Origin of the sequence: Streptacidiphilus pinicola (genome assembly GCF_003258295.1) — a bacterium.
GTDB lineage: Bacteria > Actinomycetota > Actinomycetes > Streptomycetales > Streptomycetaceae > Streptacidiphilus > Streptacidiphilus pinicola.
Genome location: NZ_QKYN01000029.1, coordinates 1 through 22,684, shown reverse-complemented (window position 1 = coordinate 22,684; position 22,684 = coordinate 1). Strand labels below are relative to the sequence as shown.

Sequence of the window (22,684 nt, the reverse complement as noted above, 5' to 3'; positions counted from 1 at the left end):
GCCTCCGCGGGAGCTGCGCTCGCGGGCTCCCCCTGCGCGGGCACAGGCGGCTGGTCCGTCTCGGGTTGCGGCCGCTGCTGGGGCGGCAGCGGTGGTTGGGCCGACTGGGGGGTGGTGGCCCGGCAGCCGGCGGAGTCCTCCGGGGTCATCCCACGACGCCCGCGCGGCTCGGCTCGCGGATGCCCAGCGGGAGGTCCGGCGCGGCCTCGTCGCCCGGGCGGGGCTGGGCGGGGCGCCAGCCGTGGCGCCGTACCGCGCGGATCAGGGCGGCGACCATGGTCGGGTCGAACTGGCTGCCCGCGCAGCGCTCCAGTTCCGTCACCGCCTCCTCGACCGGCCGGCCGCGCCGGTAGGAGCGGGTGGAGGTCATCGAGTCGAAGGCGTCCGCGACCGCGATCACCCGGGCGAACTCCGGGATCTGATCGCCCGCCAGCCCGGACGGGTAGCCGCGGCCGTCCAGCCGTTCGTGGTGGTGCAGGATGCCCTGCCGGGCCTCCCCGAGGAAGCCGATGCCGCGCACCATCTCGTGCCCGAACGTCGGGTGCAGTTGCACCGCCTCGTGCTCGTCGTCCGTAAGCGGACCGTTTTTTCTCAGCAGCCGCGTGGGCACGCCCAGCTTGCCGATGTCGTGCAGCACGCCCGCGATCCGCAGCGAGGCGACGCGCTCCTCCGCCATCCGCAGCTCCCGCGCGATCAGCACCGACGCGCGGCTGACCCGTTCGCTGTGACCCCGGGTGTACTCGTCCTTGATCTCCACCGCCTGCACCAGCGCGCTGACCGTCGCCTGATGCGCGGCCTCCTCCCGCTGGAACTGCGCGAAGACCCACGAGGAGACCGTCAGCGGCAGCAGCACCAGCACGGCCGAGAACACGCCGTACCGGCCCTGCCACAGCACCGCCATCATCAACCCGATCAGCCCGTAGCCGAGGCACGGCACCAGCGAGCGCAGCAGCACGCCGTGCCACACCGTGCGCGGGTCCGCCCGCTCCGCGGTGATCCTGATCCCGGCCGCCAGCACCCCGGAGACCACGCAGAAGACCAGCGCCGCCACCACCGTCGGGCCCAGCACCGCCGGGAACTGATGCCGGGCCAGCTGCGCCGGCCCGTCCAGCCCGTGGAAGACCGCCGACGCCGCGAACGTCCCGAGCGCGAGCTGCGCCGCGTTCCAGGCCCGGCGCAGCGCCCGCGGCGGCGCGGCGGGCGCGAGCACCGCGCCAAGCACCGGCACGAGCGCGGCCGACCCCGGCCGCAGCAGCGTCGCCGCCGCGAGCAGCACCGGAAAGAACGCCGCCCAGCGCGCGCTCGCCTCTCCGGCGGCGACGGCCCCGGCGGCCGCCGCCCCCACCCGCGTCTGACGCCGCACCAGCCAATCGCAGCCGAGGTGCAACGCCGCTAATACCGCGACCCGGCTCCAGGGCCCCGCACCGACCCCGCCGGCCACGACACACACCAACGCCCCGACAATCACCGCCCCCGCGTAAACGCGCCCCCCACGCGCCAGGAGCTGTCCGCCCGCCTCCGCCACCGACTCTGCTCCGCTTTCGCCATGGTCCCCAGGCCCAGCCTCAGTTCATCGCACAGCGACCGCACAGCAGCGGCCGTTCGGCGAAAAACTCCACGATCGGGTGACTGCCTACCCAGGCCCACCGGCTTGATGCGGACACAGCAGCACGTTTTCTTCACACCGGCCGCTCATGGTGAACGCGAGGGGCGCGGGGCACTCTCGCCCCGCGCCCCTGAAGGTCACGTACCCGGTGGCGGCGGCTCAGTGTCGCGAACGGTGCCGAACGCCGCCGTCGAACGCCGGCCGACGCCGCAGCCGCTACTCCGTCACCGGCGCGGACGCGGGCTCGGAGAGGACGTCGCCCTCGACGGGCAGCCCGGCCCGGATGCGCTCGATGCGGGCCAGCACCTTGCCGCGCAGGTCGACCGGCGCGGTGTCACAACCGCAGCTGCGCTTCACCAGGGCCTTGATCGCCTGCTCCAGCCCGTACTTCTCCAGGCAGGGACTGCACTCGTCGAGGTGCTCGCGCAGCTTCGCGCACTCCGCTGCGCCCATCTCGTTGTCGAGGTACTCGTACAGGTGGTCGAGCACGTCCTCGCACGGAGTGTCGTGGTGATTGCCGCAGCTCATGAGTCCGCGCCTTTCCGGTCATCCCCCGTGCCAGTTCCGGCCGGGACCAGCCCGCGGTCACGGGCGTAGTCCTCCAGCAGGGACCCCAGCTGGCGGCGCCCGCGGTGCAGTCGGGACATCACCGTACCGATGGGTGTCCCCATGATGTCGGCAATCTCCTTGTACGCGAAGCCCTCGACGTCCGCGAGATACACGGCGATCCGGAACTCCTCCGGGATCGCCTGCAGCGCTTCCTTCACGTCACTGTCCGGGAGGTGGTCCAGCGCCTGCGCCTCGGCCGACCGCAGACCGGTCGACATGTGCGACTCGGCCCGCGCGAGCTGCCAGTCCTCGATCTCGTCCGCACCGGTGCGCTGCGGCTCGCGCTGCTTCTTCCGGTAGGAGTTGATGAAGGTGTTCGTCAGGATGCGGTAGAGCCAGGCCTTCAGATTCGTGCCCTCACGGAACTGGTGGAACGAGGCGAACGCCTTGACGAAGGTCTCCTGGAGCAGGTCCTCGGCGTCGGCCGGGTTGCGGGTCATCCGCAGCGCGGCGGAGTACAGCTGGTCCAGGTAGCCCAGAGCGTCCCGCTCGAAGCGCTGTGCACGCTCCGCCTCGGTCTCCACGCTTTCGTTCTCGGCGACCGGACCCACCTCCTCAGCGATGCCGTTCGTGCTCGCCAAGGAGACTATCGGGCTCGGCGCGGAATCGCCCGCCGCAGGCCACTCGGCCCACGCAAGGAGCGTCTGGGCGTTCTCCTCCGGACGGGCGGGGCATGCTGCTGCGACCATGAGCTGCCTTCCACTGACGTGTGCAATCGATCGTGTCAGTGGCGACAACCAGGACGCCGCGCCGAACATTCCCGTTCAGAAGAGCGTCTCCACACTCTCCTCGGGCTCGACGCGTTCCAGCAGCTCGGGCCCGTTGTTGCGGAAGTTGCCGACCGCCGGCCCGATCGGCCGCAGCTCCATCAGGCCCGGCGCGGGCGGAACCAACAGCGCCTGGAGCTCGTCGGCGTCGGTGAGCGAGCGGTCCAGCCAGTCGTCCCAGCGCTCGCGCGGCAGGACCAGCGGCATCCGCGGGTGCACGCGCGCCAGCTCGGGCTCGGCCTCCGTGGTGATGACCGTGCAGGTCGTGAGCCAGGCCGCCGGGTCGTCCTCGGGCACGTTCCGGTCCCGCCAGAACTCGTACAGCCCCGCGAAGGCCATCTCCGCGCCGTCCTTGGGTGACACGAAGTACGGCTGCTTCTTCGGCGCCTTCTTCTGACCGGGCTCCTTTTCGGGGGTGTGCCACTCGAAGTAGCCGTCGGCGGGGAGCAGGCAGCGCCGGGTGGTGAACGCGCGACGGTAGGCTGGCTTCTCGTGGATGGTCTCGGCCCGCGCGTTGAACATCTTCACGCCCACGCCCGGGTCGTTCGCCCAGGACGGGACCAGGCCCCAGCGCAGCACCCGCAGCTGCCGCACCGGTTCCGGCCCGAGCTCCCGGACCGGGCGCTCCAGCACCGCGAACACGTCCTTGGTCGGCGCGACGTTGTAGTCGGCCACGAGGGTCTCCTGCGCGTTCCAGCTCTTCACCTCGAAGAGCTCGACCAGGTCCTCGGGCTTCCGACTCGACGCATACCGTCCGCACATGAGTTCCACCTTGCCAGGTCGCGGCTCCGATCGGAGTGACAACCCCCACTCCCGCACCGCGGCTGAACCACGGCCTGGCCCCACGGCGTCCACGTGTGCGAGGCTGCACGCTTGCTCGCCTCGTTGATCGACCGCAGGCCCGCAGGCACCGGAAAGCAGGGGACACAACGACATGCAGGCGCACAGCATCAGCCAGGTCTGGGACCAGGTGACCGGCACGCAGGCCGCGCCGGGCTCCGCCGTGGTCTGGGCGATGGCCGCCGTCGCGCTCCTCGCGGTCGGGTGGCGGGCCGTCTGGCAGCTCAGCCGCAACGTGGTGACCATCGCGCACGAGGGCGGCCACGCCCTGGTCGCGCTGCTGATGCGCCGCCGCCTGCACGGCATCCGGCTCCACTCGGACACCAGCGGACTGACCGTCTCCTCCGGCAAGCCCTACGGCCCCGGCATGGTGTTCACCGCCGCCGCGGGCTACCTCACCCCCTCCCTGCTGGGCCTGGTCGGCGCCTGGCTGCTCTCCGCCGGTCACACCACCGCGCTGCTGTGGGCGGTGGTGGCGCTGCTCCTCGGCGTACTGATCGAGGTCCGCAACGCCTTCGGCGTGCTGACCGTGCTCGTCACCGGCGGCCTCTGCTTCGCCGTCTCCTGGTTCGGCGGGGCGCAGTTGCAGGGCGCGTTCGCCTACCTGAGCGTCTTCTTCCTGCTGCTCGGCGGCGTCCGGCCGGTGGTCGAGCTGCAGACCAAGCGCGCCCGCGGCCAGGCCAGGGACTCCGACGCGGACCAGCTGGCCCGCCTCACCCGGCTGCCCGGCATCCTGTGGGTGAGCCTCTTCCTGGTCGTCTCGCTCGGCTCCCTCGCCCTCGGCGCGCGCTGGCTGCTCCCCTGACCACTCAAGGTGACCACTCCGGCTGATCACTCCGCGTGATCAGTCCGGGTGATCAGTCCGGCTGACGACCCCGGCGTGATGCGACCCGGCTTCGACCCAGCCCCGATCGCCGTTCCGAACCCGGACCGGTTCGGGGCCTAAGCTGTGTGCTCATGACCGAGCTGCACTGGCCCGCCCCGACCGCGACCGATCCCGTGGACGCGGTGGTCACCGTGCCCGGCTCCAAGTCCGCGACCAACCGCGCGCTGGTGCTGGCGGCGCTGGCCGCCCAGCCCGGCTACGTCCGACGCCCGCTGCGCAGCCGCGACAGCCTGCTCATGGCCGAGGGTCTGCGCGCCCTCGGCGTCGGCGTCGAGGACACCCTCAACTCCAGCAGCGGCGTGGGCGGCGGCGGCGAGGCCTGGCGGGTGCTGCCCGCACCGCTCGGCGGACCGGCCACCGTGGACGTCGGCAACGCCGGCACCGTGATGCGGTTCCTGCCGCCGGTCGCGGCCCTGGCCGACGGCCCCGTCCACTTCGACGGCGATCCGCGCTCCCACGAGCGCCCGCTCGGCGGTGTCATCCAGGCGCTGCGGGCCCTCGGCGCCCGCATCGAGGACGGCGGCCGCGGCGCCCTGCCGATGACCGTGCACGGCACCGGCGGCCTGGTCGGCGGCACGGTCACCGTCGACGCGTCCAGCTCCTCCCAGTTCGTCAGCGCGCTGCTGCTCTCCGGCTCCCGCTTCCAGCACGGCGTCGAGGTGCGGCACGTCGGCGAGCCAGTGCCTTCGCTTCCCCACATCCGGATGACGGTGGAGATGCTGCGCGCCGCCGGCGCCCAGGTCGACGCCCCGGAGGACGGCGGCGAGCCGGACGTGTGGCGGGTCACGCCCGGAGCCCTGCTCGGCCGCGACGTGGTGGTCGAGCCCGACCTCTCCAACGCCGCGCCGTTCCTGGCCGCCGCTCTGATCACCGGCGGCACCGTGACCGTCCGGGACTGGCCCGAGCGGACCAGCCAGCCGGGTGACGAGCTGCGGGACCTGTTCACACGGATGGGCGGTGCCTGCGAGTTCACCCCCGACGGCCTGCGCTTCACCGGCACCGGCACCGTCCACGGCATCGACGCGGACCTGCACGCCGTCGGCGAGCTGACCCCCGTCGTCGCCGCCGTCGCCCTGCTCGCCGACTCCCCCTCCACGCTGCGCGGCATCGCGCACCTGCGGCTGCACGAGACGGACCGGCTGGCCGCGCTCGCCCGCGAGTTCAACGCGCTGGGCGGCGACGTCACCGAGACCGAGGACGGCCTGCGCATCGTCCCGCGCCCGCTGCACGGCGGCGTCTTCCACACCTACGAGGACCACCGCCTGGCCACCGCGGCCGCCGTGATCGGGCTGGCCGTCCCGGGCGTCCAGGTCGAGAACATCGCCACCACCGCCAAGACGCTGCCCGACTTCCCCGAGCTCTGGGCCGGGCTGCTGGGCACCGACGCGACGGGCGGGACGGCGAAGGGCGCATCGACGGCGACGGGCTCGTCGGCGGGCGGAAAGGGCTAGGGGTACCGCCATGCGCCGCTACGGCAAGGACGCCGACGAGGACGACATCCGCCAACGCCCGTCGCGTCGCGGCTCGCGTCCGCGCACGCGGATCCGGCCGACGCACGAGGACGCCGCCGAGGGCATGGTCCTCACCGTCGACCGCGGCCGGTTCACCTGCCTGGTCGACGACGGCACCAAGCGCGAGCGCGAGATCGCCGCGATGAAGGCACGCGAGCTGGGCCGCAAGGGCGTCGTGGTGGGCGACCGGGTCGGCCTGGTCGGCGACGTCTCCGGCGAGGCCGGCTCCCTCGCCCGCATCGTCCGCGTCGAGGAGCGCGAGTCCGTGCTGCGCCGCACCGCGGACGACGACGACCCCTACGAGCGCATCGTCGTCGCCAACGCCGACCAGCTCGCCATCGTCACCGCCCTGGCCGACCCCGAGCCCCGCCCCCGCCTGATCGACCGCTGCCTGGTCGCCGCGTACGACGCGGGCATGGAGCCGCTGCTCGTGCTGACCAAGGCGGACCTCGCGGACGCCGGACCGCTGCTGGAGACCTACGCGCCGCTGGGCGTCCGCCACGTCGTCACCAGCCGCGACACCCTCGCCGCCGAGGGCGCCGAGGCCGTGCGCGAGCTGCTGCGCGGCCTGTCCACCGTCTTCATCGGCCACAGCGGCGTCGGCAAGACGACGCTGGTCAACGCGCTCGTCCCGGACCACCAGCGGCAGACCGGCGACGTCAACGCCGTCACCGGCCGCGGCCGCCACACCACGACCTCCGCGCTGGCGCTGCGCCTGCCGGCGGCGAAGGGCCAGGAGTCCGGCTGGGTCATCGACACCCCCGGCTTCCGCAGCTTCGGCCTCTCCCACATCGAGCCGTCCCGGGTCATCCACGCCTTCCCGGATCTTGAACCCGGCACCGCCGACTGCCCGCGCGCCTGCTCCCACGACGAACCCGACTGCGCCCTCGACGCCTGGGTCGCCGACGGCCACGCCGACCCGGCCCGCCTCTACTCCCTGCGTCGTCTCCTCTCCACCCGCGAAGCCCGCGAGGGCGACTGACGGCGACTGACGTCCCGGCACCTGCCCGCAGTACGTGCTCGCGGCACTTCTTCGAGATGCCGACGGCCGGCCCCGCATCGATCATGGTGGGACGTGGCCGTCGGACTCCGGAGGGTGCTGTGGCCTGGCTGCTGGTGGTCGTCGCGGGGATCCTGGAGACGGGCTTCGCCGTCTGTCTCAAGCTCAGCGACGGATTCTCCCGGGTCTGGCCCACCGTCGGCTTCGCCTGCTTCGCCCTCGGCAGCTTCGGCCTGCTGACGCTCTCGCTGAAGACCCTCGACGTCGGCCCCGCCTATGCCGTCTGGACGGGGATCGGCGCCGCCGGAACCGCGACCGTGGGCATGATCTGGCTCGGCGACGCCGTCTCCGTGCTCAAGCTCGTCTCGATCTCACTGGTCCTGGTGGGCGTGATCGGCCTCCAGCTCAGCGGCGGCGGTCACTGAGCCTCATCATTCACTGAAGCCAAGTCCTGGCACCCGTCACCGACAGAACGCGTTCTCCGGCACGTCCCGGCACGGCTGCGGCATCGTCTGCTGCGGCCGGATCGGCGCCAGGTCCAGCCCCGTCCGCTGCGGGTAGGCGGCGCCCGGCACCGGGCAGGTCCCGAAGCCCGCCGCGCAGACCAGCTCGCCGAAGAGCAGCCCGCTGTCGCCCACGCCCGCGCCCGCACCGCACGGCGTGCCGTCCACCGCGCCGCTCTGGATGGCCGCGGGATCGCTGGTCAGCGCGCCCCCGCCGATCACGCGGTTGCCGGTGAAGCAGTTGCGGGGCGCCGTCGCCGACTCGTTCGCCACGTCCGCGTTGGTCGGGTTGCCGAACCAGCCGACGTGGCTGAACGCGTTGTCCGCCACCACGTTGCCGTAGGCGAGGAAGAGGCACAGCCCCGGCTGCTGCACGCCACCCTGGCAGTCGCTCCCCGGCGGCGGCGTCTCGCTGTCCGGGAAGTCGTGCAGCACCACGCCCCAACTGCCCTGCCGCTCGATCCGGTTGTCCCGCACCGTGTCGCCGTGCCCGCCGGAGATCTCCACGCCCACGCCGATCACCGGCGCCAGACCGGAGACGGGCGCGTTCGGGTTGTTGTTGTCGTGGATGAAGTTGTGCTCGATGAACGTGCACGACGCCTGCGGCGCGTTCACGCAGCTGCCGTCCTGCGGGGGCGGCGCGTCGTCGTTGTTCAGGGAGTTCGGCGCGATGCCGGTGCGGTTGTGGTCGAACTCGGAGTTGCGGATGACGTAGCCGCCGGAGTTCGTGCCCGAGAAGCCGAGCGCCGAGTTCTGCCCGTGCGCGTCCGTCAGCACGACCCCGCAGACGTTCCGGCACGCGCCCACGTAGTAGTCGGAGTCACCCATGTTGGAGGCGTAGGTGTGCGCGACGACGGCCGGCCCGGTGGCGTTGGACGCGAAGATCCCGTACTGCGCCATCGACGCGCTCGCGTCGGCCGAGCCGTAACCGGACGTCGCCGTGAGGTAGGCGCCGTGGTAGCCGTGCAGCCCGATCGTGCCGCTGCCGTCGCCGCCGTTCCACCAGATCTCGTTGCCGCCGCCGTATCCCTCGCCGTCCGCGCCGGAGAGGTAGTTGCAGACCGTCAGGTTCTCGACGGAGACGTCGTCGGCCTTCGAGACGACGATCCCGCTGCGCCCGGTGCGGTCCTGCAGCGCCGGATCCGCCGGACAGGGATGCGCCGCAGTGCCGTCGCTGCCGTCGATGACGACCCCGTTGCGGTCGAGCCCGCGCAGGTGGATGCCGGGCGTCGTGATCAGCACGCCCGCGCTGTCGGTGGCCTTCTCGTGATAGACACCGGGCCAGACCAGCACCCAGTCGCCGCGCCGCGCGGCGTCGACGGCGGCCTGCACGGTCCGGTAGGCGGCGGCGCCGGCTTCGCGCGGGCAGGGCGTGGTGCTGCCGTTGCAGACGAGCAGGGTGCGCGCGTGGTTGTGACGGTGGGTGGACGCGGCGCCCGCGGCGGTCGGCGTGATTCCGGCCACCGCCAGGGCGGTCGCGCCGAGCAGGGCGAGCAGGATTCTCGGGCGCCCCTGCCGTCCCGAAGCGCCTCTTCGTGCGATCTTCACGGGTCTCGCGGGTCTCACGGGCAGACCTCCCCCAAGCAAACATGAGCTGACGTCATGTCAGCTCGCCCAGACTCGGGGCGCCCACCGACGAAGTCAATCCCTCGGCGCGCGGCACGCTCCGGACACGCGCGGCACGGCGCGGACGGCGCTGGCCCATGCCCGCCGAGATCGTTACTGTTCGGGGCATGGCCGACTACTCCGACGATCTGCGCCTTGCCCACGTCCTCGCGGACCACGCCGACTCGGTGACCCTCGACCGCTTCCGCGCGCTCGACCTCGCCGTCGAGACCAAGCCGGACCTCACCCCGGTCAGCGACGCGGACAAGGCGGTCGAGGACCTGCTCCGCAGCGACCTCGCCCGCGCGCGGCCACGCGACACCGTCCTCGGTGAGGAGTACGGCACCACCACCGGCCAGGGCCCGCGCCGCTGGGTGATCGACCCGATCGACGGCACCAAGAACTTCATCCGCGGCGTCCCGGTCTGGGCGACGTTGATCGCGCTCATGGAGGCGGGCCCCGGCGGCGAGCAGCCCGTCGTCGGCCTCGTCTCCGCGCCCGCGCTCGGTCGCCGCTGGTGGGCCGCCCGCGGCACCGGCGCGTTCACCGGCCGCAGCCTGACCCGCGCCTCGCGCATCCACGTCTCCGAGGTCTCCCGCCTCGAGGACGCCTCGTTCTCGTACTCGTCGCTCGGCGGCTGGGAGGAGCGCGGCAAGCTCGACGCCTTCCTCGACCTCACCCGCGCCTGCTGGCGCACCCGCGCCTACGGCGACTTCTGGTCCTACATGATGGTCGCCGAGGGCGCCGTCGACCTCGCCGCCGAGCCCGAGCTGAGCCTGTGGGACATGGCGGCCTGCTGCGTCGTCGTCGAGGAGGCGGGCGGCCGTTTCACCGGCCTCGACGGCATCCCCGGCGTCCGCAGCGGCAACGCTGTCGCCAGCAACGGCCTGCTGCACGGAGAAGTGCTCCACCGACTCGGCTGAGCCCGCGGGACGGTGGGGGCACCGTTCCCGGCGCCCCCACCGCTGCTGAGCGCCCGGCGCTGACCGCGCGCTTACGCGGGCGGACGATAGGTTTGGGGTCTCGTCCCGTCCCGTCCCCCTGCCGTGAGGACTGCCCGTGTCCTGGATCAGCGACCACCTGCTCGCACTCAACGGCACGTTGGTGCTGATCGCCGTCTTCCTGCTGCCCGCCCTGGAGTCCTCGGTCTTCCTCGGCTTCCTCATCCCCGGCGAGACCGCGGTGGTGATCGGCGGGGTCACCGCCTACAACGGTCACACCCAGCTGTGGGCGGTGCTGCTCGTGGCGATCGTCGGCGCCGTCGTCGGCGACAGCATCGGCTACGCGGTCGGCAAGCGCTGGGGCGACACGCTGCTCTCCCGGCTGCCCAAGCGCCTGATCAAGCCGGCCAGCGTGCGCCAGAGCAAGGAGCTGATCCGGCGTCTCGGCGGAAAGGCCGTCTTCGCGGGCCGCTTCGCGGCCGCCCTGCGCGCCCTCGTCCCCGGCCTGTGCGGCGTCTCCGAGATGCCCTACCGCACCTTCGCCGTGTGGAACATGCTCGGCGGCGCGGTCTGGGCGACGGGCTTCGTCCTTCTCGGCTACTTCGCCGGAGCGGGCTGGCACACCGTCGAGCACTACGCCTCGGTGGCCAGTTGGATCGCCGTCGGCGTGGCGGCGCTCGTCGTGGCCGGCCTGGTGCTGCTGAAGCGCCGCGCCGAGAAGAAGGCCGAGGCGTGGCTGGAGCAGGAGAGCGGCGCTGCCGACGACGCCGACGCCGAGGCCCAGATCGAGGGCTCCGCCGTCTGAGATACCCTCTCCCCCATGAGTGACCTGCTGGAACGGCTCCGGAACCGCGGGTGGCGACTCACCGCGCAACGACGGGTCGTGGCCCAGGTCCTGGACGGTGACCACGTCCACTACACCGCGGACGAGATCCACGCGCGCGCCGTCGGACTGCTGCCGGAGATCAGCCGGGCGACGGTCTACAACACCCTGGGCGAACTCGTCACGCTCGGCGAAGTCCTGGAGGTCTCCACGGACGGCCGCGCCAAGCGGTACGACCCCAACGCCCACCACGCGCACCAGCACCTGGTCTGCGAGGCCTGCGGCACCATCCGCGACGTGCATCCGTCGGAGGACCCCCTGAACGCGCTCCCCGCCGCCGAGCGCTTCGGCTTCGCCATCTCCGGCGTCGAGGTCACCTACCGCGGCCTCTGCCCGGCCTGCGCCCAAGCCTGAGGCTAGGCCGACAGTTCCGCGCTCAGCGCCTCCAGCAGGCGCTCCGCCCGCTCCGTCACACCGGACGGACCGAGCTCCGCCGCCCGGACGCACCAGACGCGGGCCTCGCGCAGTTCGCCGCGGCGCGCGGCGACCAGGGCGAGCCGGAGCGCCGCGCGACCGTGGCCGGCCTCCGCGGCGATGGTGTACCAGCGCAGCGCCTCGGACTCGCCGCCCTCGCGGGCCAGGAGCAGGCCGAGGTTGAACGCGCCGCTGCGACTGCCGCCCTCGGCGGCGGCGCGGTACCAGCGCTCCGCCTCCTGAGTCTCACCCCGCTCCGCCGCGCGGACACCGATCCGCACCTGGGCGCGGCCGTGTCCGGCCTCGGCCGCTTTGCGGTACCAGCGCTCCGGGTCCTCGCCCCGGCCGCCGGTCTCGTCCTCGAACCGCTCCAGCAGCACCGCGAGGCGGAACGCGCCCTCGACCGAGGCACCGTCAGCCGCCTGCCGGTACCGCGCCGCCGCCGCGGCGAGATCGCCGCGGCGCTCCTTGGCCACCCCCAGCTGCAGCGCCGCGTCCGCGTGGCCCTCGGCCGCCGCACGGGCGTACCACTCCTGCGCGGAGTGCAGTTCGCCGCGCTCCGCGTGCAGAATGCCCAGGTTGTAGGCGGCGTCGACCGAGCCTGCCTCGGCGGCCTTGCAGAACCACGGCTCGGCGCCGGGGGTGTCGCCGCGCTGCAGCAGCATCACCGCCAGCGCGTTGCTCGCCTCGCGGTGACCGGCGTAGGCCGCCCGGCGGTACCACTGCTCCGCCATCGCCTCCTGGCCGCGCGCAGCCGCCATCAGGCCGAGGTTGAACGCCCCGTTGTGGTCCCCTGCGTCCAGCGCCGTGCGGTACCACTGCTGCGCCATCTCGGTCTCGCCCCACTCGTCGTGGAGCGCGCCGAGCGCGTTCGCGGCCGTGCCGTCGCCGGCCTCCGCGGCCTCGCGCCACCAGTCGGCGGCGCCGACCGCGTCACCCTGGTCGCGCAGCAGGAAGCCGAGCGCGCAGGCCGCGCGCGACTCGCCCGCCTGGGCCGCCTGGCGGTACCAACGGGCGGCCTCCTCGCGGTCCTTGCGCGCCTCGAGGAGATGGCCGAGCCGGAGTGAGGCGGCGGTGTGGCTCCTGGCCGCGGCCTGCCGGTACCAGGGCTCCGCCCCGGCGGCGTCCCGCGCCCCCTCGCGCAGGCGGCCGAGCCGGTACGCGGCCTCGCGGTGGCCGACCTCGGCGGCGGTGCGGAACCAGCGCTCGGCACGGGCCGTGTCACGGCGGTGCTCCAGCAGGTCGGCCAGCGCGAACGCGCCGCCGGTGTGCCCCTGCTCGGCCGCCTGAAGCAGCCAGTACTCGGCTCCGGACTCGTCGCCGCGGTCGCGCAGATGCAGGCCGAGGGCGTGCGCGGCGGGCGCGCTGCCGGCGACGGCGGCCTCGCGCCACCACAGGCCGGCCTCGTCCCGATGGCCGCGCTGGTGCAGCAGCACCCCCAAATTATTGGCGCCGGCCCGCAGTCCGGCGGCGGCCGCCCGACGCAGGTACGGCTCGGCGGCGTCGAGATCGCCCCGGCGCAGCAGCAACGCGCCGAGCAGACTGGCCGCCGCGGCGTCACCCGACTCCGCGGCGTCGCGGTAGCGCTGCTCCAGCGCCTCCCGCTCGCGCGCCGCGAGCACCTCCTCGAAGCTCTCCGCTCCGGCCGGGCTCTCGTCCCCGACCGGCGCCTCGCCCTCCGCGACGGGGTCGAGGTCGGGGCGCGGGGTGGATCTGGACGGTGTCGATCCGTGGGGGGCACCGCTGCGGTCGACGGCAGCGTCGTCGTCGGCGCCGTCGGTGTCCGCGGCATCGTCGGTGTGGGCGGCTCGGTCGGTCAGCGGGGTGTCGGCGAGCGAGGCGTCGGGCAGCGGGAAGTCGGGGGCCGAGAGGTCGAGCCTCTGGCTGTCGGGCGCGGCGGCATCAAGGGTCGGCTGTCCGAGGAGCGTGCCGTCGCGCTGGGCGTCCTGGCCGCGCTGCAACGGCAGCCGCCCCGCCTGCTCGGCCCCTGCCGGGCCTCCAGCAACTACCGACATGTCGACTCCCGCGTCCGCCGGGGATGCGGGCACCCCTGGTACGCAATCGCCCCCGTCGAGCTCATCGTCGCACCATCCGCAACCCGCGTACACCTGGTATACCGCAGCTTGTGAGGGTACTTCAGCGCTTTGTCGATATCGCGACACATCTACCGTGCAACACCTGTGCGAGCGGTCGACGACAGCGTGCCCCCGACCTCCCGCGACCCCCATCTTCCCGTGCTGGAACCCGATAAGACTGTCCGTCAGATTCCGTACCCGTTCGGCAGAGTCGCGCGCCCCACGACACGGTCCCCGGCGCGGCGGTCGACGCGCGTCGACCGTGAGCAGAGGATCTGCGGATATGCGACAGGCCCGGTGCGTGTGCACCGGGCCTGTCTTCAGTAGCGGGGACAGGATTTGAACCTGCGACCTCTGGGTTATGAGCCCAGCGAGCTACCGAGCTGCTCCACCCCGCGTCGTTGTGTCTCTACTCTACGACGCCCTGGCCGATCAGAGCAAATCGATATAACCGGGGGCCGGAACGACGAAGGCCCGGTGCGTGTGCACCGGGCCTTCGTCCTGAGTAGCGGGGACAGGATTTGAACCTGCGACCTCTGGGTTATGAGCCCAGCGAGCTACCGAGCTGCTCCACCCCGCGTCGTTGTGCCCCAACACTAGCACGTGCCCGGAGCGGTTCCTCAACCGAGATAGGCGACCAGCGCCGGGTACACCCCGCCGATCAGGCCCGAGCAGAACAGCAGCAGCACCAGCCCCGTGAGAGCCGGCATCCAGCGGTGCCGGACCGGGACCGACAGGAACAGCACGGCGCAGATCAGCGCGATGCTGCACAGCAGCGACTTCGCCTGCAGCCAGGCGGCCAGCTCGCGCGGACCCAGCTCGCCCGCGCGGCCCACGATCTCGAAGCGGTCCAACCAGTACGCCGCCGCCTTCAACGCCAGCAGCACCGCGCACAGCAGCGAGAGCTGCGTCCGGGCGGCGGCCGTGCTGCGTCTGCGTCGGTCCTGCAACTGCAGGCCGCCGTAGAGGTAGTGGACCGCCCCGGCCGCGGCCAAGGAGGCGACCATCGCCGCGAAGCCGAAGTCGACCAGGAACCGGTACCAGGGGACGGTGGTCAGGTAGAAGCCCGAGGGCCGGTGCAGGATCGGGTCCCGCACTCCCCACTCGGCGCCGCGCACCGTCTCCTGCCACAGGTCGGCGTGGGTGGCCGCGGCCGCACCGGCCAGCACCCCCGGGACACCGGCGACCGCAGCGAGCAGCACCGGTTTTCGTCCGGCGACCAGCTGGCGGCACGGATCCAGGCTCACCTGTTCGGACGACATCACGCTCAGCGGCTGACGCAGCCGGTGCGCGAGCCAGCAGTTGCCGCCGACCAGCAGCGCCATGACGGAGCCGAAGACCAGGAAGAGGATGACCTGAGCCCAGCTCGGCGCGACCAGCACCACCAGGGCGCCCAGCATCAGGCCCGCGGAGATGGCCGATGCCAACGGCAGCACGCGCGGGCGACGCCGCGTCGGGCCGGTCGTCGGCATCTGGAATACCAAGGCGGGTCCTCGGGCTGGTCGGTGGCGGGCGGACGGCCCTGCCCCGGCCGGGGGTCCAGGGGCCGCCTAGTCCAACTCCGACGACGATTATTTGAGTTCCCGCCGACATGTGAGGATATGGAACATGTCCGACGCCACACCCCCCGCCGCCCGCCCGCTGACCCGTGCCGCACTCGAGATCGACGAGTACGCCGCCGGCCTCGGCTGGGACCAGCCCGCCCGCCTCTTCGCCTTGGTGGACACGGCCGCGCTGCTGACCGACCAGCCCGCCCTGGCACGGGAGCTGGGCCTGGAGCCGGGCGCCCAGGGCGAGCTGACCCCGATCGAACAGGACGAGCTCCCGCGCGGCGCGAAGCTCGACGAGTTCCTCGGCACCATCGCCTGGCCCGACGCGGTCGCGGGCTGCGCCCTGGTCGTCGAGCGGCTGATCCTGCCGCCCTCCGCCGAGGAGGAGCTGCCGAAGGGCAAGAGCGAGCGGGAGCTGGCCGCCTTCGTCGCCAAGCACCCGAACCGTCAGGAGGTCCGGATGACGGTGGCGGTCCTGCGCGACGGCAGCCGCGAGACCGCGCTGCGCCTGCGCGAGAAGGACACCGCCCGCGAGGTCCTGACCGGTCCCGACCTGGTCCCCGGCCTCGCCGACGCGCTGCTGACCACCTTCAGCTGACAGCGTCCCGCCGACCGGCGGCGACCGCGCACAGCTCCGGACCCACGCTGGGCAGGCTCACCAGCCTGCCCAGAGTTCGTTCTCGGCCACCTGCCCGCCGGACTGCTTCGTGCGCCCTACTTCGTGGAGCAGGAGGGCAGCGCGGCGGTGTCGCCCGAACGGATGGCGGAGAGGGCGTCCAACGCACCCTTGAGGCTCGTCTCCTTGACGAGAGTGAGCCCCTGCGGGGTGGCGGAGGCCGCCTCCGCGCAGTTGTCGGCCGGGGTGAAGAAGTACTGGGCGCCGGCGTTGCGCGCCGCGATCAGCTTCATGCTGATGCCGCCGATCGGCCCGACGTTGCCGTTGGCGTCGATGGTGCCGGTGCCGGCGACGAACTTCCCGCCGGTCAGGTCGGTGCCGTTCAGCTTGTCCACGATGCCGAGCGCGAACATCAGCCCGGCGCTGGGGCCGCCGACGTCGCCCAGGTTGATCTGGACGTCGAACGGGAAGCTGTGCTCCACGTCGGGCTGGATGCCGACCATGGCCTTGCCGGTGTCCGGGTTCTTCGCCGTGGTGATGGTCACCCGCTGCTCGGCCGCTGCCTCCTGGGCGGCGGTCTGGGTGATGTCCGAGGTCTTCGCCTTGGGGATCACCGTGAAGACCACGTCCTGCCCCGGCTGATGCTTGGTCACCAGCGTGGACACCTGCTGCGGGTCGGTGACCTTGGTGCCGTCGACCGCCACGATGATGTCGCCGGCGTGGAGCTTGCCGATCGAGGGGCTGTTCTCGACCACCGCGGCGACCACGACCTCGGGCTGGACCGGGAATCCGAGGCTGCTGAGGGCGGCGGCCTTGGCGCTGTCCTGCGAGGCTGAGAACTCCTCGGCGTTCTGCTGCTGGGCCTGCTGCTCGGTCTGGTTGTCCGGGTAGAGCGTGCTGTGCGGGACGATCGCCATGTCGCCCTTCATCCAGCCGATCAGCGCGGAGACCAGGTTCGGCCGGTAGTCCGCGCTGCTCACCTCGACCGTGGTCATGTTCAGGTGACCGCTGGTGGGGTACGTGTGGTGACCGGTGATGACGATGACGGGCTTGCCGTTCTGGTCGCCCAGGGTGTTGTAGGTCGGCCCGGGGCTCATCTCGGCATAGGGCGTGGGCACCACGAGGGCGACGCAGAACAGCGCTATCAGCATCAACGTGGCGGCGAGCATCGTCGCGGAGCGGCGTGGCATGGCACGACAGTACGGGACGCGCTCGGACTCGCGCCCGGCGGACTACGCTTCCGGTCGCCCCGTCGTGCGCTCCATGGCGTCGCGGAAACGTTCGTAGCCCTGCACCGAGTCGCGGTCACCCGTACTGCGGGTTCGGGAGGACCAGGTCACCCAGAGCGCGGCGAGGACCCCACCCACCAACGGGATGATCCACCAGGCGAGCACACCCATGTCGTTCTCCCAGGTCATCGTGTTATCAGCAGACTAGTGGCTGATACGGACAACGATCACCGGGGCATGCCGGTCACGCACCAGATCCATACCGTGTGGGTGAATGCGCAGCTTTCCCGGGAAAGCTTTTCCGGAGCGGCCCTCCCGCAGCAGGCCTCGCTCAGCAGGCGGCGACCCACTCCTCGGTGCCGTCGGCGAAGCGCTGGTGCTTCCAGATCGGCACCTCGTGCTTGAGCGTGTCGATCAGCCGGCGGCAGGCCTCGAAGGCCTCGCCCCGGTGCGCGGTGGAGACCGCGACGATCACCGCGACGTCGTTGATCTCCAGCAGGCCGACCCGGTGCACGGCGGCCACGGCCAGGACGGGGAAGTCCGCGCAGACCTTCTCCGCGACCCGGCGCAGCTCGGCCTCCGCGGTCGGGTGGGCGCTGTACTCCAGGGCGGTGACACCCTTGCCACCGTCGTGGTCCCGGACGGTGCCGATGAAGACGTCGGTGCCGCCGGCCGCGTCGTGCTGGACCGCGGCGACGACCTCGTCGAGCGACAGCGCGGTGTCGCGCAGCGCGAGCAGGCGGATCGGGTCGTCGGCCGTCGTGTTGGAGCTCATGGCGTCCATGATGGCGGATCCCCGACGCGACTCAAGAGGCGATTCCGCATCGTGACATCCGACTTCCGCCTCACATGCGACGCCGCTTGCGGGCGCGCCGCACGAGCGCGGCCGTGCCGACCAGGGCGACCGTGGCTCCGGCCGCGCCGAGGCTGGTCGCGGCGTCCTTGCCGCTCAGGCGACGCCCGGCCACCGCGTGGTTGCCGGAGACCTGCTCCAGCAGCTCCGCCAGCGCGTCCTCGTTGCTGTGCCGCGGCCGCCAGCCCGCCTCGTGCAGCCGACTGCCGGAGACCACCCACGGATACATCGTGTAGGCCAGATCGCCGGCCGGTGCCGGGGTCAGCCCGAGCCGGTGCAGCCGGGCGGCGGTGCCCAGCGCGAGGGAGGCAGGCAGTTCCATCCGGCGGATGCCGGTGATCTGCTCGACCTCCTCCTGCTCCAGCCAGCCGTCGCAGCCGACCGTGACCTCGCCCTCGACGAAGCCGAGCGCCGCGTACTCCAGCGCCGTCGTGAGGTCGTCCACATGGCAGAACTGCCAGCAGGGACGGGAGCCGGCCACGACCAGCAGCCGCGGTGCCTCGAAGTGGCGGGTCAGCACTGTGTCGACACCCGGCCCGACCAGCACCGCCGGACGCAGCACCGTCACGGACAGCCCGGGGTGGACGTGGGGCGCGCGCCGGGCGAGGCGCTCGATCTCCAGCAGATCACCCACCAGGGTGGCCTCTTCGGTCGCGCGCAGCGGCGCGTCCTCCGCCAGCGGGACCTCGTTGTCGGCCACCGCCCCGTAGACCATGGCCGAGGTGCACAGCACCACCCGGTGCACGCCCGCGGCCGCGGCCGCCGTGATCACGGTCTGCGTCCCGCGGACGTTGTAGGCGGAGCGTGCCTTGGGGTCGGACTCCATGCCGAGGTCGAGCGCCAGGTGGACGACCACGTCCACGCCAGCCAACCGCTCGGCCACCGCCGGGTCGCGGACGTCGAGCACCCGCCACTGGACGCCCTTCGCCTCGCCACGGCGTTCGTCGATCGCCAGGACCCGGCGCACGCCCTGAGCCTCGGCCAGCCGGCGGACCAGGCGTTCGCCCATGCCGGAGGCGGCGCCGGTGACGGCGACGACCAGCGGCGTCCCGGTGTACTCGGGGCGGTCCACCTCTGCCTCCTCCGAACCCGCCGGACCCTCCAGGTCATCGGTCAGCCGAGAGCGAACGTCCGAAGGCGGGGAACTCACCGGCTATCCTCCACGGTTAGTTTTGATGCGTACGTAAGTGTCACGTACCGGTCCATCCTGCCCGAGGCCAGGGCATGGCGGTGCACCCGGCACCCGCCGTGTTCCGGCGCCGGCCTATCAGATCGAGGCGACTCGTGAGCGACATCCCCTTCGGCTTCGGCCTTCCCCCCGAGGAGCCCGAGGAGGGCAAGGAGGGGAAGCAGGGCGGCTCCGGCAGCCAGGGCGGCTCCGGCGGCCGTAACGACAAGGGCACCGGTGGCGGCGGCTCCGGCAGCGGCGACAGCGGTGGCAGTGGCGGTCCTGGCGGCGGCAACCCCTTCGGTTTCGGCTTCCCCGGTTTCCCCGGCCTGCCCGGCGGCCCGGGCGGCTCCGGCGAGTCCGGTGACAACCCCTTCGCCGCCATCTTCGGCGGCCTGAACCCCAACGACCTCGGCGCCGCGTTCCAGCAGCTGGGCCAGATGCTCTCCTTCGACGGCGGGCCGGTCAACTGGGAGCTCGCCAAGAACATCGCCCGCCAGGCGGTCGTCCAGGGCACCGACGAGGAGGGGTCCAAGGACCGCTCCGTCGGCGAGTCGGAGCGGTCCGCCGTCTCCGAGTCCATGCGCCTGGCCGAGCTCTGGCTGGACTCGGTGACGGCGCTGCCCGCCGGCGCGGCGAGCGCCGTCGCCTGGAGCCGGGCCGAGTGGATCGAGGCCACTCTGCCGACCTGGCAACAGCTGGTCGATCCGGTGGCCGAGCGCGTCGGCTCGGCCATGGGCAGCGTGGTGCCCGAGGAGATGCAGGCCATGGCCGGCCCGCTGCTCGGCGTGATGCGCAGCATGGGCGGTGCCATGTTCGGCACCCAGATCGGCCAGGCCCTCGGCGCCCTGGCGGCCGAGGTGCTCGGCTCCAGTGACGTCGGCCTGCCGCTGGGCCCGGCCGGGAAGGCCGCGCTACTGCCGCAGAACATCGAGCTGTTCGGCGAGGGCCTGTCCGTGCCCGCCGACGAGGTCCGCCTCTACCTCGCCCTGCGCGAGGCGGCGCACCAGCGGCTCTTCGCCCACGTGCCCTGGCTGCGCCAGCACCTCTTCGGCACCGTCGAGGCCTACGCGCGCGGCATCAAGGTCGACACCTCCCGCCTGGAGGACCTGGTCGGCCAGGTCGACCCGACGAACCCGGAGTCCCTCCAGGAGGCGCTGGGCGGCGGCCTGTTCCAGCCCGAGGACACCCCCGAGCAGAAGGCGGCGCTGGCTCGCCTGGAGACGGCACTGGCCCTCGTCGAGGGCTGGGTGGACGCGGTCGTCCACGCGGCCGCCGCGCCGCATCTGCCGCACGCCGCGGCCCTGCGCGAGACCCTGCGCCGCCGCCGGGCCACCGGCGGGCCGGCCGAGCAGACCTTCGCCACCCTGGTCGGCCTGGAGCTGCGCCCGCGTCGTCTGCGGGACGCCTCCCGGCTGTGGGCCTCGCTGGCCGACGCCCGGGGCACCGACGGCCGTGACGCCCTGTGGGGTCACCCCGACATGCTGCCGACGGCGGCCGATCTGGACGACCCGGACGGGTTCGTGCACGGCGCCGCCGCCCCCGACCTCGGCGAGGGGGGCATCGACTTCACCAAGCTCGACGAGCTGCTCAACGAGGCCGCCGAGCGACGCCCCGACGCAGCGGGCGGAGCCCAGGGCGGAGCGTCCGAGAGTACGTCCGGTGCGGACAAGCCGACCGACGACAAGCCGACCGACGACAAGCCGGACAAGGGCGAGGACGAGGGGAAGCCGGGTACCGAGCAGTGATCTCGAGTTCCGAGTTGACCTCCCTGTCGTCCCTCCACGCCGACGCCGTCCGGGCGCTGCGCTCCTGGCAGGCGCCCGACGCCGAGCAGGACCTGCTGCGCCAGGACTATCTGGCGCACCTGGACGCCCGCGTGGACGGGGTCTGGCGCAGCTGCCGCCCCGCCCACATCACCGCGAGCGCCCTGGTGGTGGACGCGGCGGGCGGGCGCGTGCTGCTCACCCTGCACCCGAAGGTGGGTCGCTGGCTCCAGCTGGGCGGCCACTGCGAGCCCGAGGACGCCACGCTGGCCGAGGCCGCTCTGCGCGAGGCCCGCGAGGAGTCGGGCATCACCGAGGGGCTGACCCTGATCGGGGAGGGGCCCGTCAAGCTGGACCGCCACGCGGTGCGCTGCGCCGGCAAGGACCAGCCGGAGAACACGCACCTGGACGTCCAGTACCTGGTCCTCGCCCCCACGGACGCCCTGGCCCGGATCAGCGAGGAGTCCCTGGACCTGCGCTGGTTCCCGTGGGACCGGCTGCCCGACGACACCGACGCCTCGGTGCGGCGGCTGACGGAGCTGGCCAAGCTCGCGCTGCGCTGACGCGAGCCCCTCCCCCGCCCGGCCTCAGTGGCTCTCGCGCGGGGAGGGCAGCCGGGCGGCGACCACGCCCTCCAGATAGCCCCGCGCCCGTTCGGTGCGCGGATAGGCGTCCAGCAGGGCCCAGAACCGGCTCCCGTGGTCCGGCTCCAGGAGATGGGCGAGCTCGTGCAGCAACACGTAGTCGACCACGTAGTCGGGCATGCCCTGCAGCCGGTGGGAGAGACGTATCGTCCGCTCCGACGGGGTGCAGGAGCCCCAGCGGGTGTTCTGGTTGGTGACCCAGCGGACGCTCCGGGGCTCGGCCCGGCCACCCAGGTACTTCCTGGACAGCTCGCAGGCACGTGCCGAGAGCTCCTCGTCACCGCGGACCGGCCGGCTCTCCCGGGCGTCGAGCCGGTCCAGCATCCGCTCCACCCAGCGCTTCTCCTCGGCCGCGGTCATGCGGGCGGGGATGAGCACGATGGTGCGCCCGTCCTCGCGGTAGGCGGACACCGTGCGGCTGCGTCGGGCGCTTCTGCGCACCTCGACGTTCTGCGCCGACAGCCGGCTCTGGGCTGCTGCCAGAACAGGCCTGCGCGGCGCAGCAGAACGGTGCTCCGGTCCAGCAGCCACGGCGGAGACGCTACCTGTCGGGACCGTCAAAAGTCCCCACCCATTGGCTGAATTTCTCCCTTCGGGTGGTCATCACCACAGGGGGAATAGCGTGGAATCTCGGCAAAAACGGGCCAAATCACAGGAGATTTGAGCGATCATCAGACCATATCCACAGCCCTGTGGATAACTTTGCGCACGTTTTCCGCTTCCGGTGCATGCTGAGCGCGTCAGATCCGGCAGGACCCACCGCTCGGAACGGAGACGTCGATGCGCCCCTGTCTCAAGCCCGCTCTGCACCGCGCCTGGCGCGACCGGGAGACGCTGCAGTTCGGTCTCGGACCGGGGCACGGCGGGGTGGTCACGGCCGCGCCCGACGAGGCGCGGTTCCTCGACCTGCTGGACGGCACGCGGGAGCTGGCCGCGCTGCCCGGAGAGGCTGCACGCCTGGGCATCGGCCCCCAGCGCGTGGGCGAGCTGATCGAGGAGCTGCTCGCCTGCGACGCCATCGACGACAGCGCCGCCCATCGGCCGCTGCTGGCCCTGCCGCCCGAGGAACGGGCGCGGCTGGCACCGGATCTGGCCGCGCTCTCGCTCGCCCGGCCAGGTCCGGGCGCGGCTCCCGCCGCCCTGCTCGCCCGCCGGGAAGCCCGGGTCGAGGTACGCGGGGCGGGGCGGGTGGGCGCAGCGGTCGCCTCGCTGCTCGCC

Annotated in this window: 22 protein-coding genes, 2 tRNA genes and 1 pseudogene; 11 read left to right on the top strand and 14 right to left on the bottom strand. The window is 72.7% G+C overall.

Going from position 1 to position 22,684, the window contains the following annotated elements:
• Window positions 1–145: 145 nt before the first annotated feature.
• From DN069_RS07305 to DN069_RS07290, 4 genes are all read right to left on the bottom strand, one after another.
• The gene (locus tag DN069_RS07305) at window positions 146–1,501 is read right to left on the bottom strand and encodes an HD-GYP domain-containing protein (protein ID WP_111500074.1); all 1,356 of its coding nucleotides are present in this window, start codon (window positions 1,499–1,501) and stop codon (window positions 146–148) included.
• Window positions 1,502–1,822: 321 nt separating this feature from the next.
• Window positions 1,823–2,134, bottom strand: coding sequence for a mycothiol system anti-sigma-R factor (gene rsrA, locus DN069_RS07300; protein WP_111500028.1), 312 nt, complete (start codon window positions 2,132–2,134; stop codon window positions 1,823–1,825).
• A complete protein-coding gene (locus tag DN069_RS07295) occupies window positions 2,131–2,904 on the bottom strand; it encodes a sigma-70 family RNA polymerase sigma factor (protein WP_111500027.1) in 774 nt (257 codons plus the stop codon). The genes rsrA and DN069_RS07295 overlap by 4 nt, the downstream gene beginning before the upstream one ends.
• Before the next feature lie 75 nt (window positions 2,905–2,979).
• The gene (locus DN069_RS07290) at window positions 2,980–3,744 is read right to left on the bottom strand and encodes an SOS response-associated peptidase (protein WP_111500026.1); all 765 of its coding nucleotides are present in this window, start codon (window positions 3,742–3,744) and stop codon (window positions 2,980–2,982) included.
• Window positions 3,745–3,916: 172 nt separating this feature from the next.
• On the opposite strand from DN069_RS07290, the gene DN069_RS07285 reads away from it, so the two are divergent.
• The 4 genes from DN069_RS07285 (at window position 3,917) to DN069_RS07270 (ending at window position 7,644) form a co-directional block, all read left to right on the top strand.
• Window positions 3,917–4,627: a M50 family metallopeptidase gene (locus tag DN069_RS07285; protein ID WP_111500025.1), complete on the top strand. Its 711-nt coding sequence runs from the start codon at window positions 3,917–3,919 to the stop codon at window positions 4,625–4,627.
• Between the two features lie 152 nt (window positions 4,628–4,779).
• Entirely contained in the window at window positions 4,780–6,159 is a 1,380-nt protein-coding gene (gene aroA / locus DN069_RS07280; protein ID WP_111500024.1) for a 3-phosphoshikimate 1-carboxyvinyltransferase, read from the top strand.
• A 10-nt stretch (window positions 6,160–6,169) separates the two neighbouring features.
• Complete coding sequence (gene rsgA, locus DN069_RS07275; protein ID WP_111500023.1) at window positions 6,170–7,201, top strand: ribosome small subunit-dependent GTPase A; 1,032 nt, start codon at window positions 6,170–6,172, stop codon at window positions 7,199–7,201.
• A 119-nt stretch (window positions 7,202–7,320) separates the two neighbouring features.
• On the top strand, window positions 7,321–7,644 hold the full coding sequence (locus DN069_RS07270) for a DMT family transporter (protein WP_111500022.1): 324 nt from the start codon (window positions 7,321–7,323) through the stop codon (window positions 7,642–7,644).
• Between the two features lie 36 nt (window positions 7,645–7,680).
• Here the strand turns inward: DN069_RS07270 and DN069_RS07265 are convergent, their stop codons facing one another.
• Entirely contained in the window at window positions 7,681–9,288 is a 1,608-nt protein-coding gene (locus DN069_RS07265; RefSeq protein WP_133259840.1) for a right-handed parallel beta-helix repeat-containing protein, read from the bottom strand.
• A gap of 167 nt (window positions 9,289–9,455) precedes the next feature.
• Between DN069_RS07265 and hisN the strand changes: the two genes are divergently transcribed.
• From hisN to DN069_RS07250, 3 genes are all read left to right on the top strand, one after another.
• A complete protein-coding gene (gene hisN, locus DN069_RS07260) occupies window positions 9,456–10,250 on the top strand; it encodes a histidinol-phosphatase (protein WP_111500020.1) in 795 nt (264 codons plus the stop codon).
• A 136-nt stretch (window positions 10,251–10,386) separates the two neighbouring features.
• Window positions 10,387–11,073, top strand: a complete 687-nt coding sequence (locus DN069_RS07255; protein WP_111500019.1) for a DedA family protein — start codon at window positions 10,387–10,389, stop codon at window positions 11,071–11,073.
• A gap of 15 nt (window positions 11,074–11,088) precedes the next feature.
• Window positions 11,089–11,505, top strand: a complete 417-nt coding sequence (locus tag DN069_RS07250; protein WP_111500018.1) for a Fur family transcriptional regulator — start codon at window positions 11,089–11,091, stop codon at window positions 11,503–11,505.
• 2 nt (window positions 11,506–11,507) lie between these two features.
• Here the strand turns inward: DN069_RS07250 and DN069_RS07245 are convergent, their stop codons facing one another.
• The 4 genes from DN069_RS07245 to DN069_RS07230 all read right to left on the bottom strand — a co-directional run bounded on the left by DN069_RS07245 (window position 11,508) and on the right by DN069_RS07230 (window position 15,124).
• The gene (locus DN069_RS07245) at window positions 11,508–13,580 is read right to left on the bottom strand and encodes a tetratricopeptide repeat protein (protein WP_111500017.1); all 2,073 of its coding nucleotides are present in this window, start codon (window positions 13,578–13,580) and stop codon (window positions 11,508–11,510) included.
• 384 nt (window positions 13,581–13,964) lie between these two features.
• Window positions 13,965–14,038, bottom strand: a tRNA-Met gene (locus tag DN069_RS07240).
• A 108-nt stretch (window positions 14,039–14,146) separates the two neighbouring features.
• Window positions 14,147–14,220, bottom strand: a tRNA-Met gene (locus tag DN069_RS07235).
• A 40-nt stretch (window positions 14,221–14,260) separates the two neighbouring features.
• The gene (locus DN069_RS07230; protein ID WP_133259839.1) at window positions 14,261–15,124 is read right to left on the bottom strand and encodes a UPF0182 family protein; all 864 of its coding nucleotides are present in this window, start codon (window positions 15,122–15,124) and stop codon (window positions 14,261–14,263) included.
• A gap of 124 nt (window positions 15,125–15,248) precedes the next feature.
• Here DN069_RS07230 and DN069_RS07225 point away from each other — a divergent pair, with 124 nt between their 5' ends.
• A complete protein-coding gene (locus DN069_RS07225; RefSeq protein ID WP_111500015.1) occupies window positions 15,249–15,788 on the top strand; it encodes a PPA1309 family protein in 540 nt (179 codons plus the stop codon).
• A gap of 116 nt (window positions 15,789–15,904) precedes the next feature.
• On the opposite strand, the gene DN069_RS07220 is transcribed toward DN069_RS07225, so the two are convergent.
• From DN069_RS07220 to DN069_RS07205, 4 genes are all read right to left on the bottom strand, one after another.
• A complete protein-coding gene (locus tag DN069_RS07220) occupies window positions 15,905–16,996 on the bottom strand; it encodes a YlbL family protein (protein ID WP_111500014.1) in 1,092 nt (363 codons plus the stop codon).
• A 42-nt stretch (window positions 16,997–17,038) separates the two neighbouring features.
• Entirely contained in the window at window positions 17,039–17,224 is a 186-nt protein-coding gene (locus DN069_RS07215) for a hypothetical protein (RefSeq protein ID WP_111500013.1), read from the bottom strand.
• A gap of 142 nt (window positions 17,225–17,366) precedes the next feature.
• Window positions 17,367–17,810, bottom strand: a complete 444-nt coding sequence (locus DN069_RS07210) for a molybdenum cofactor biosynthesis protein MoaE (RefSeq protein ID WP_243638975.1) — start codon at window positions 17,808–17,810, stop codon at window positions 17,367–17,369.
• A gap of 70 nt (window positions 17,811–17,880) precedes the next feature.
• On the bottom strand, window positions 17,881–18,960 hold the full coding sequence (locus DN069_RS07205) for an NAD-dependent epimerase/dehydratase family protein (protein WP_279387880.1): 1,080 nt from the start codon (window positions 18,958–18,960) through the stop codon (window positions 17,881–17,883).
• A gap of 212 nt (window positions 18,961–19,172) precedes the next feature.
• Between DN069_RS07205 and DN069_RS07200 the strand changes: the two genes are divergently transcribed.
• On the top strand, window positions 19,173–20,804 hold the full coding sequence (locus DN069_RS07200; protein ID WP_111500010.1) for a zinc-dependent metalloprotease: 1,632 nt from the start codon (window positions 19,173–19,175) through the stop codon (window positions 20,802–20,804).
• 23 nt (window positions 20,805–20,827) lie between these two features.
• Window positions 20,828–21,385 carry an NUDIX hydrolase gene (locus DN069_RS07195; RefSeq protein WP_111500073.1) on the top strand — a complete coding sequence of 186 codons (558 nt, stop codon included), beginning with the start codon at window positions 20,828–20,830 and terminating at the stop codon, window positions 21,383–21,385.
• A gap of 24 nt (window positions 21,386–21,409) precedes the next feature.
• On the opposite strand, the gene DN069_RS07190 is transcribed toward DN069_RS07195, so the two are convergent.
• Window positions 21,410–21,997, bottom strand: a complete 588-nt coding sequence (locus tag DN069_RS07190; protein WP_111500009.1) for a M48 metallopeptidase family protein — start codon at window positions 21,995–21,997, stop codon at window positions 21,410–21,412.
• A gap of 249 nt (window positions 21,998–22,246) precedes the next feature.
• On the opposite strand from DN069_RS07190, the pseudogene DN069_RS07185 reads away from it, so the two are divergent.
• Window positions 22,247–22,684, top strand: a pseudogene (locus tag DN069_RS07185) (ThiF family adenylyltransferase); the annotation flags it as partial.

Coding starts and splice junctions, on each gene's coding strand:
- rsgA (WP_111500023.1), top strand. CDS start 6,170: ATGCGCCGCTACGGCAAGGACGCCGACGAGGACGACATCCGCCAACGC.
- DN069_RS07210 (WP_243638975.1), bottom strand. CDS start 17,810: ATGAGCTCCAACACGACGGCCGACGACCCGATCCGCCTGCTCGCGCTG.
- DN069_RS07215 (WP_111500013.1), bottom strand. CDS start 17,224: ATGACCTGGGAGAACGACATGGGTGTGCTCGCCTGGTGGATCATCCCG.
- DN069_RS07285 (WP_111500025.1), top strand. CDS start 3,917: ATGCAGGCGCACAGCATCAGCCAGGTCTGGGACCAGGTGACCGGCACG.
- aroA (WP_111500024.1), top strand. CDS start 4,780: ATGACCGAGCTGCACTGGCCCGCCCCGACCGCGACCGATCCCGTGGAC.
- DN069_RS07250 (WP_111500018.1), top strand. CDS start 11,089: ATGAGTGACCTGCTGGAACGGCTCCGGAACCGCGGGTGGCGACTCACC.
- DN069_RS07220 (WP_111500014.1), bottom strand. CDS start 16,996: ATGCCACGCCGCTCCGCGACGATGCTCGCCGCCACGTTGATGCTGATA.
- rsrA (WP_111500028.1), bottom strand. CDS start 2,134: ATGAGCTGCGGCAATCACCACGACACTCCGTGCGAGGACGTGCTCGAC.
- DN069_RS07245 (WP_111500017.1), bottom strand. CDS start 13,580: ATGTCGGTAGTTGCTGGAGGCCCGGCAGGGGCCGAGCAGGCGGGGCGG.
- hisN (WP_111500020.1), top strand. CDS start 9,456: ATGGCCGACTACTCCGACGATCTGCGCCTTGCCCACGTCCTCGCGGAC.
- DN069_RS07295 (WP_111500027.1), bottom strand. CDS start 2,904: ATGGTCGCAGCAGCATGCCCCGCCCGTCCGGAGGAGAACGCCCAGACG.
- DN069_RS07290 (WP_111500026.1), bottom strand. CDS start 3,744: ATGTGCGGACGGTATGCGTCGAGTCGGAAGCCCGAGGACCTGGTCGAG.
- DN069_RS07225 (WP_111500015.1), top strand. CDS start 15,249: ATGTCCGACGCCACACCCCCCGCCGCCCGCCCGCTGACCCGTGCCGCA.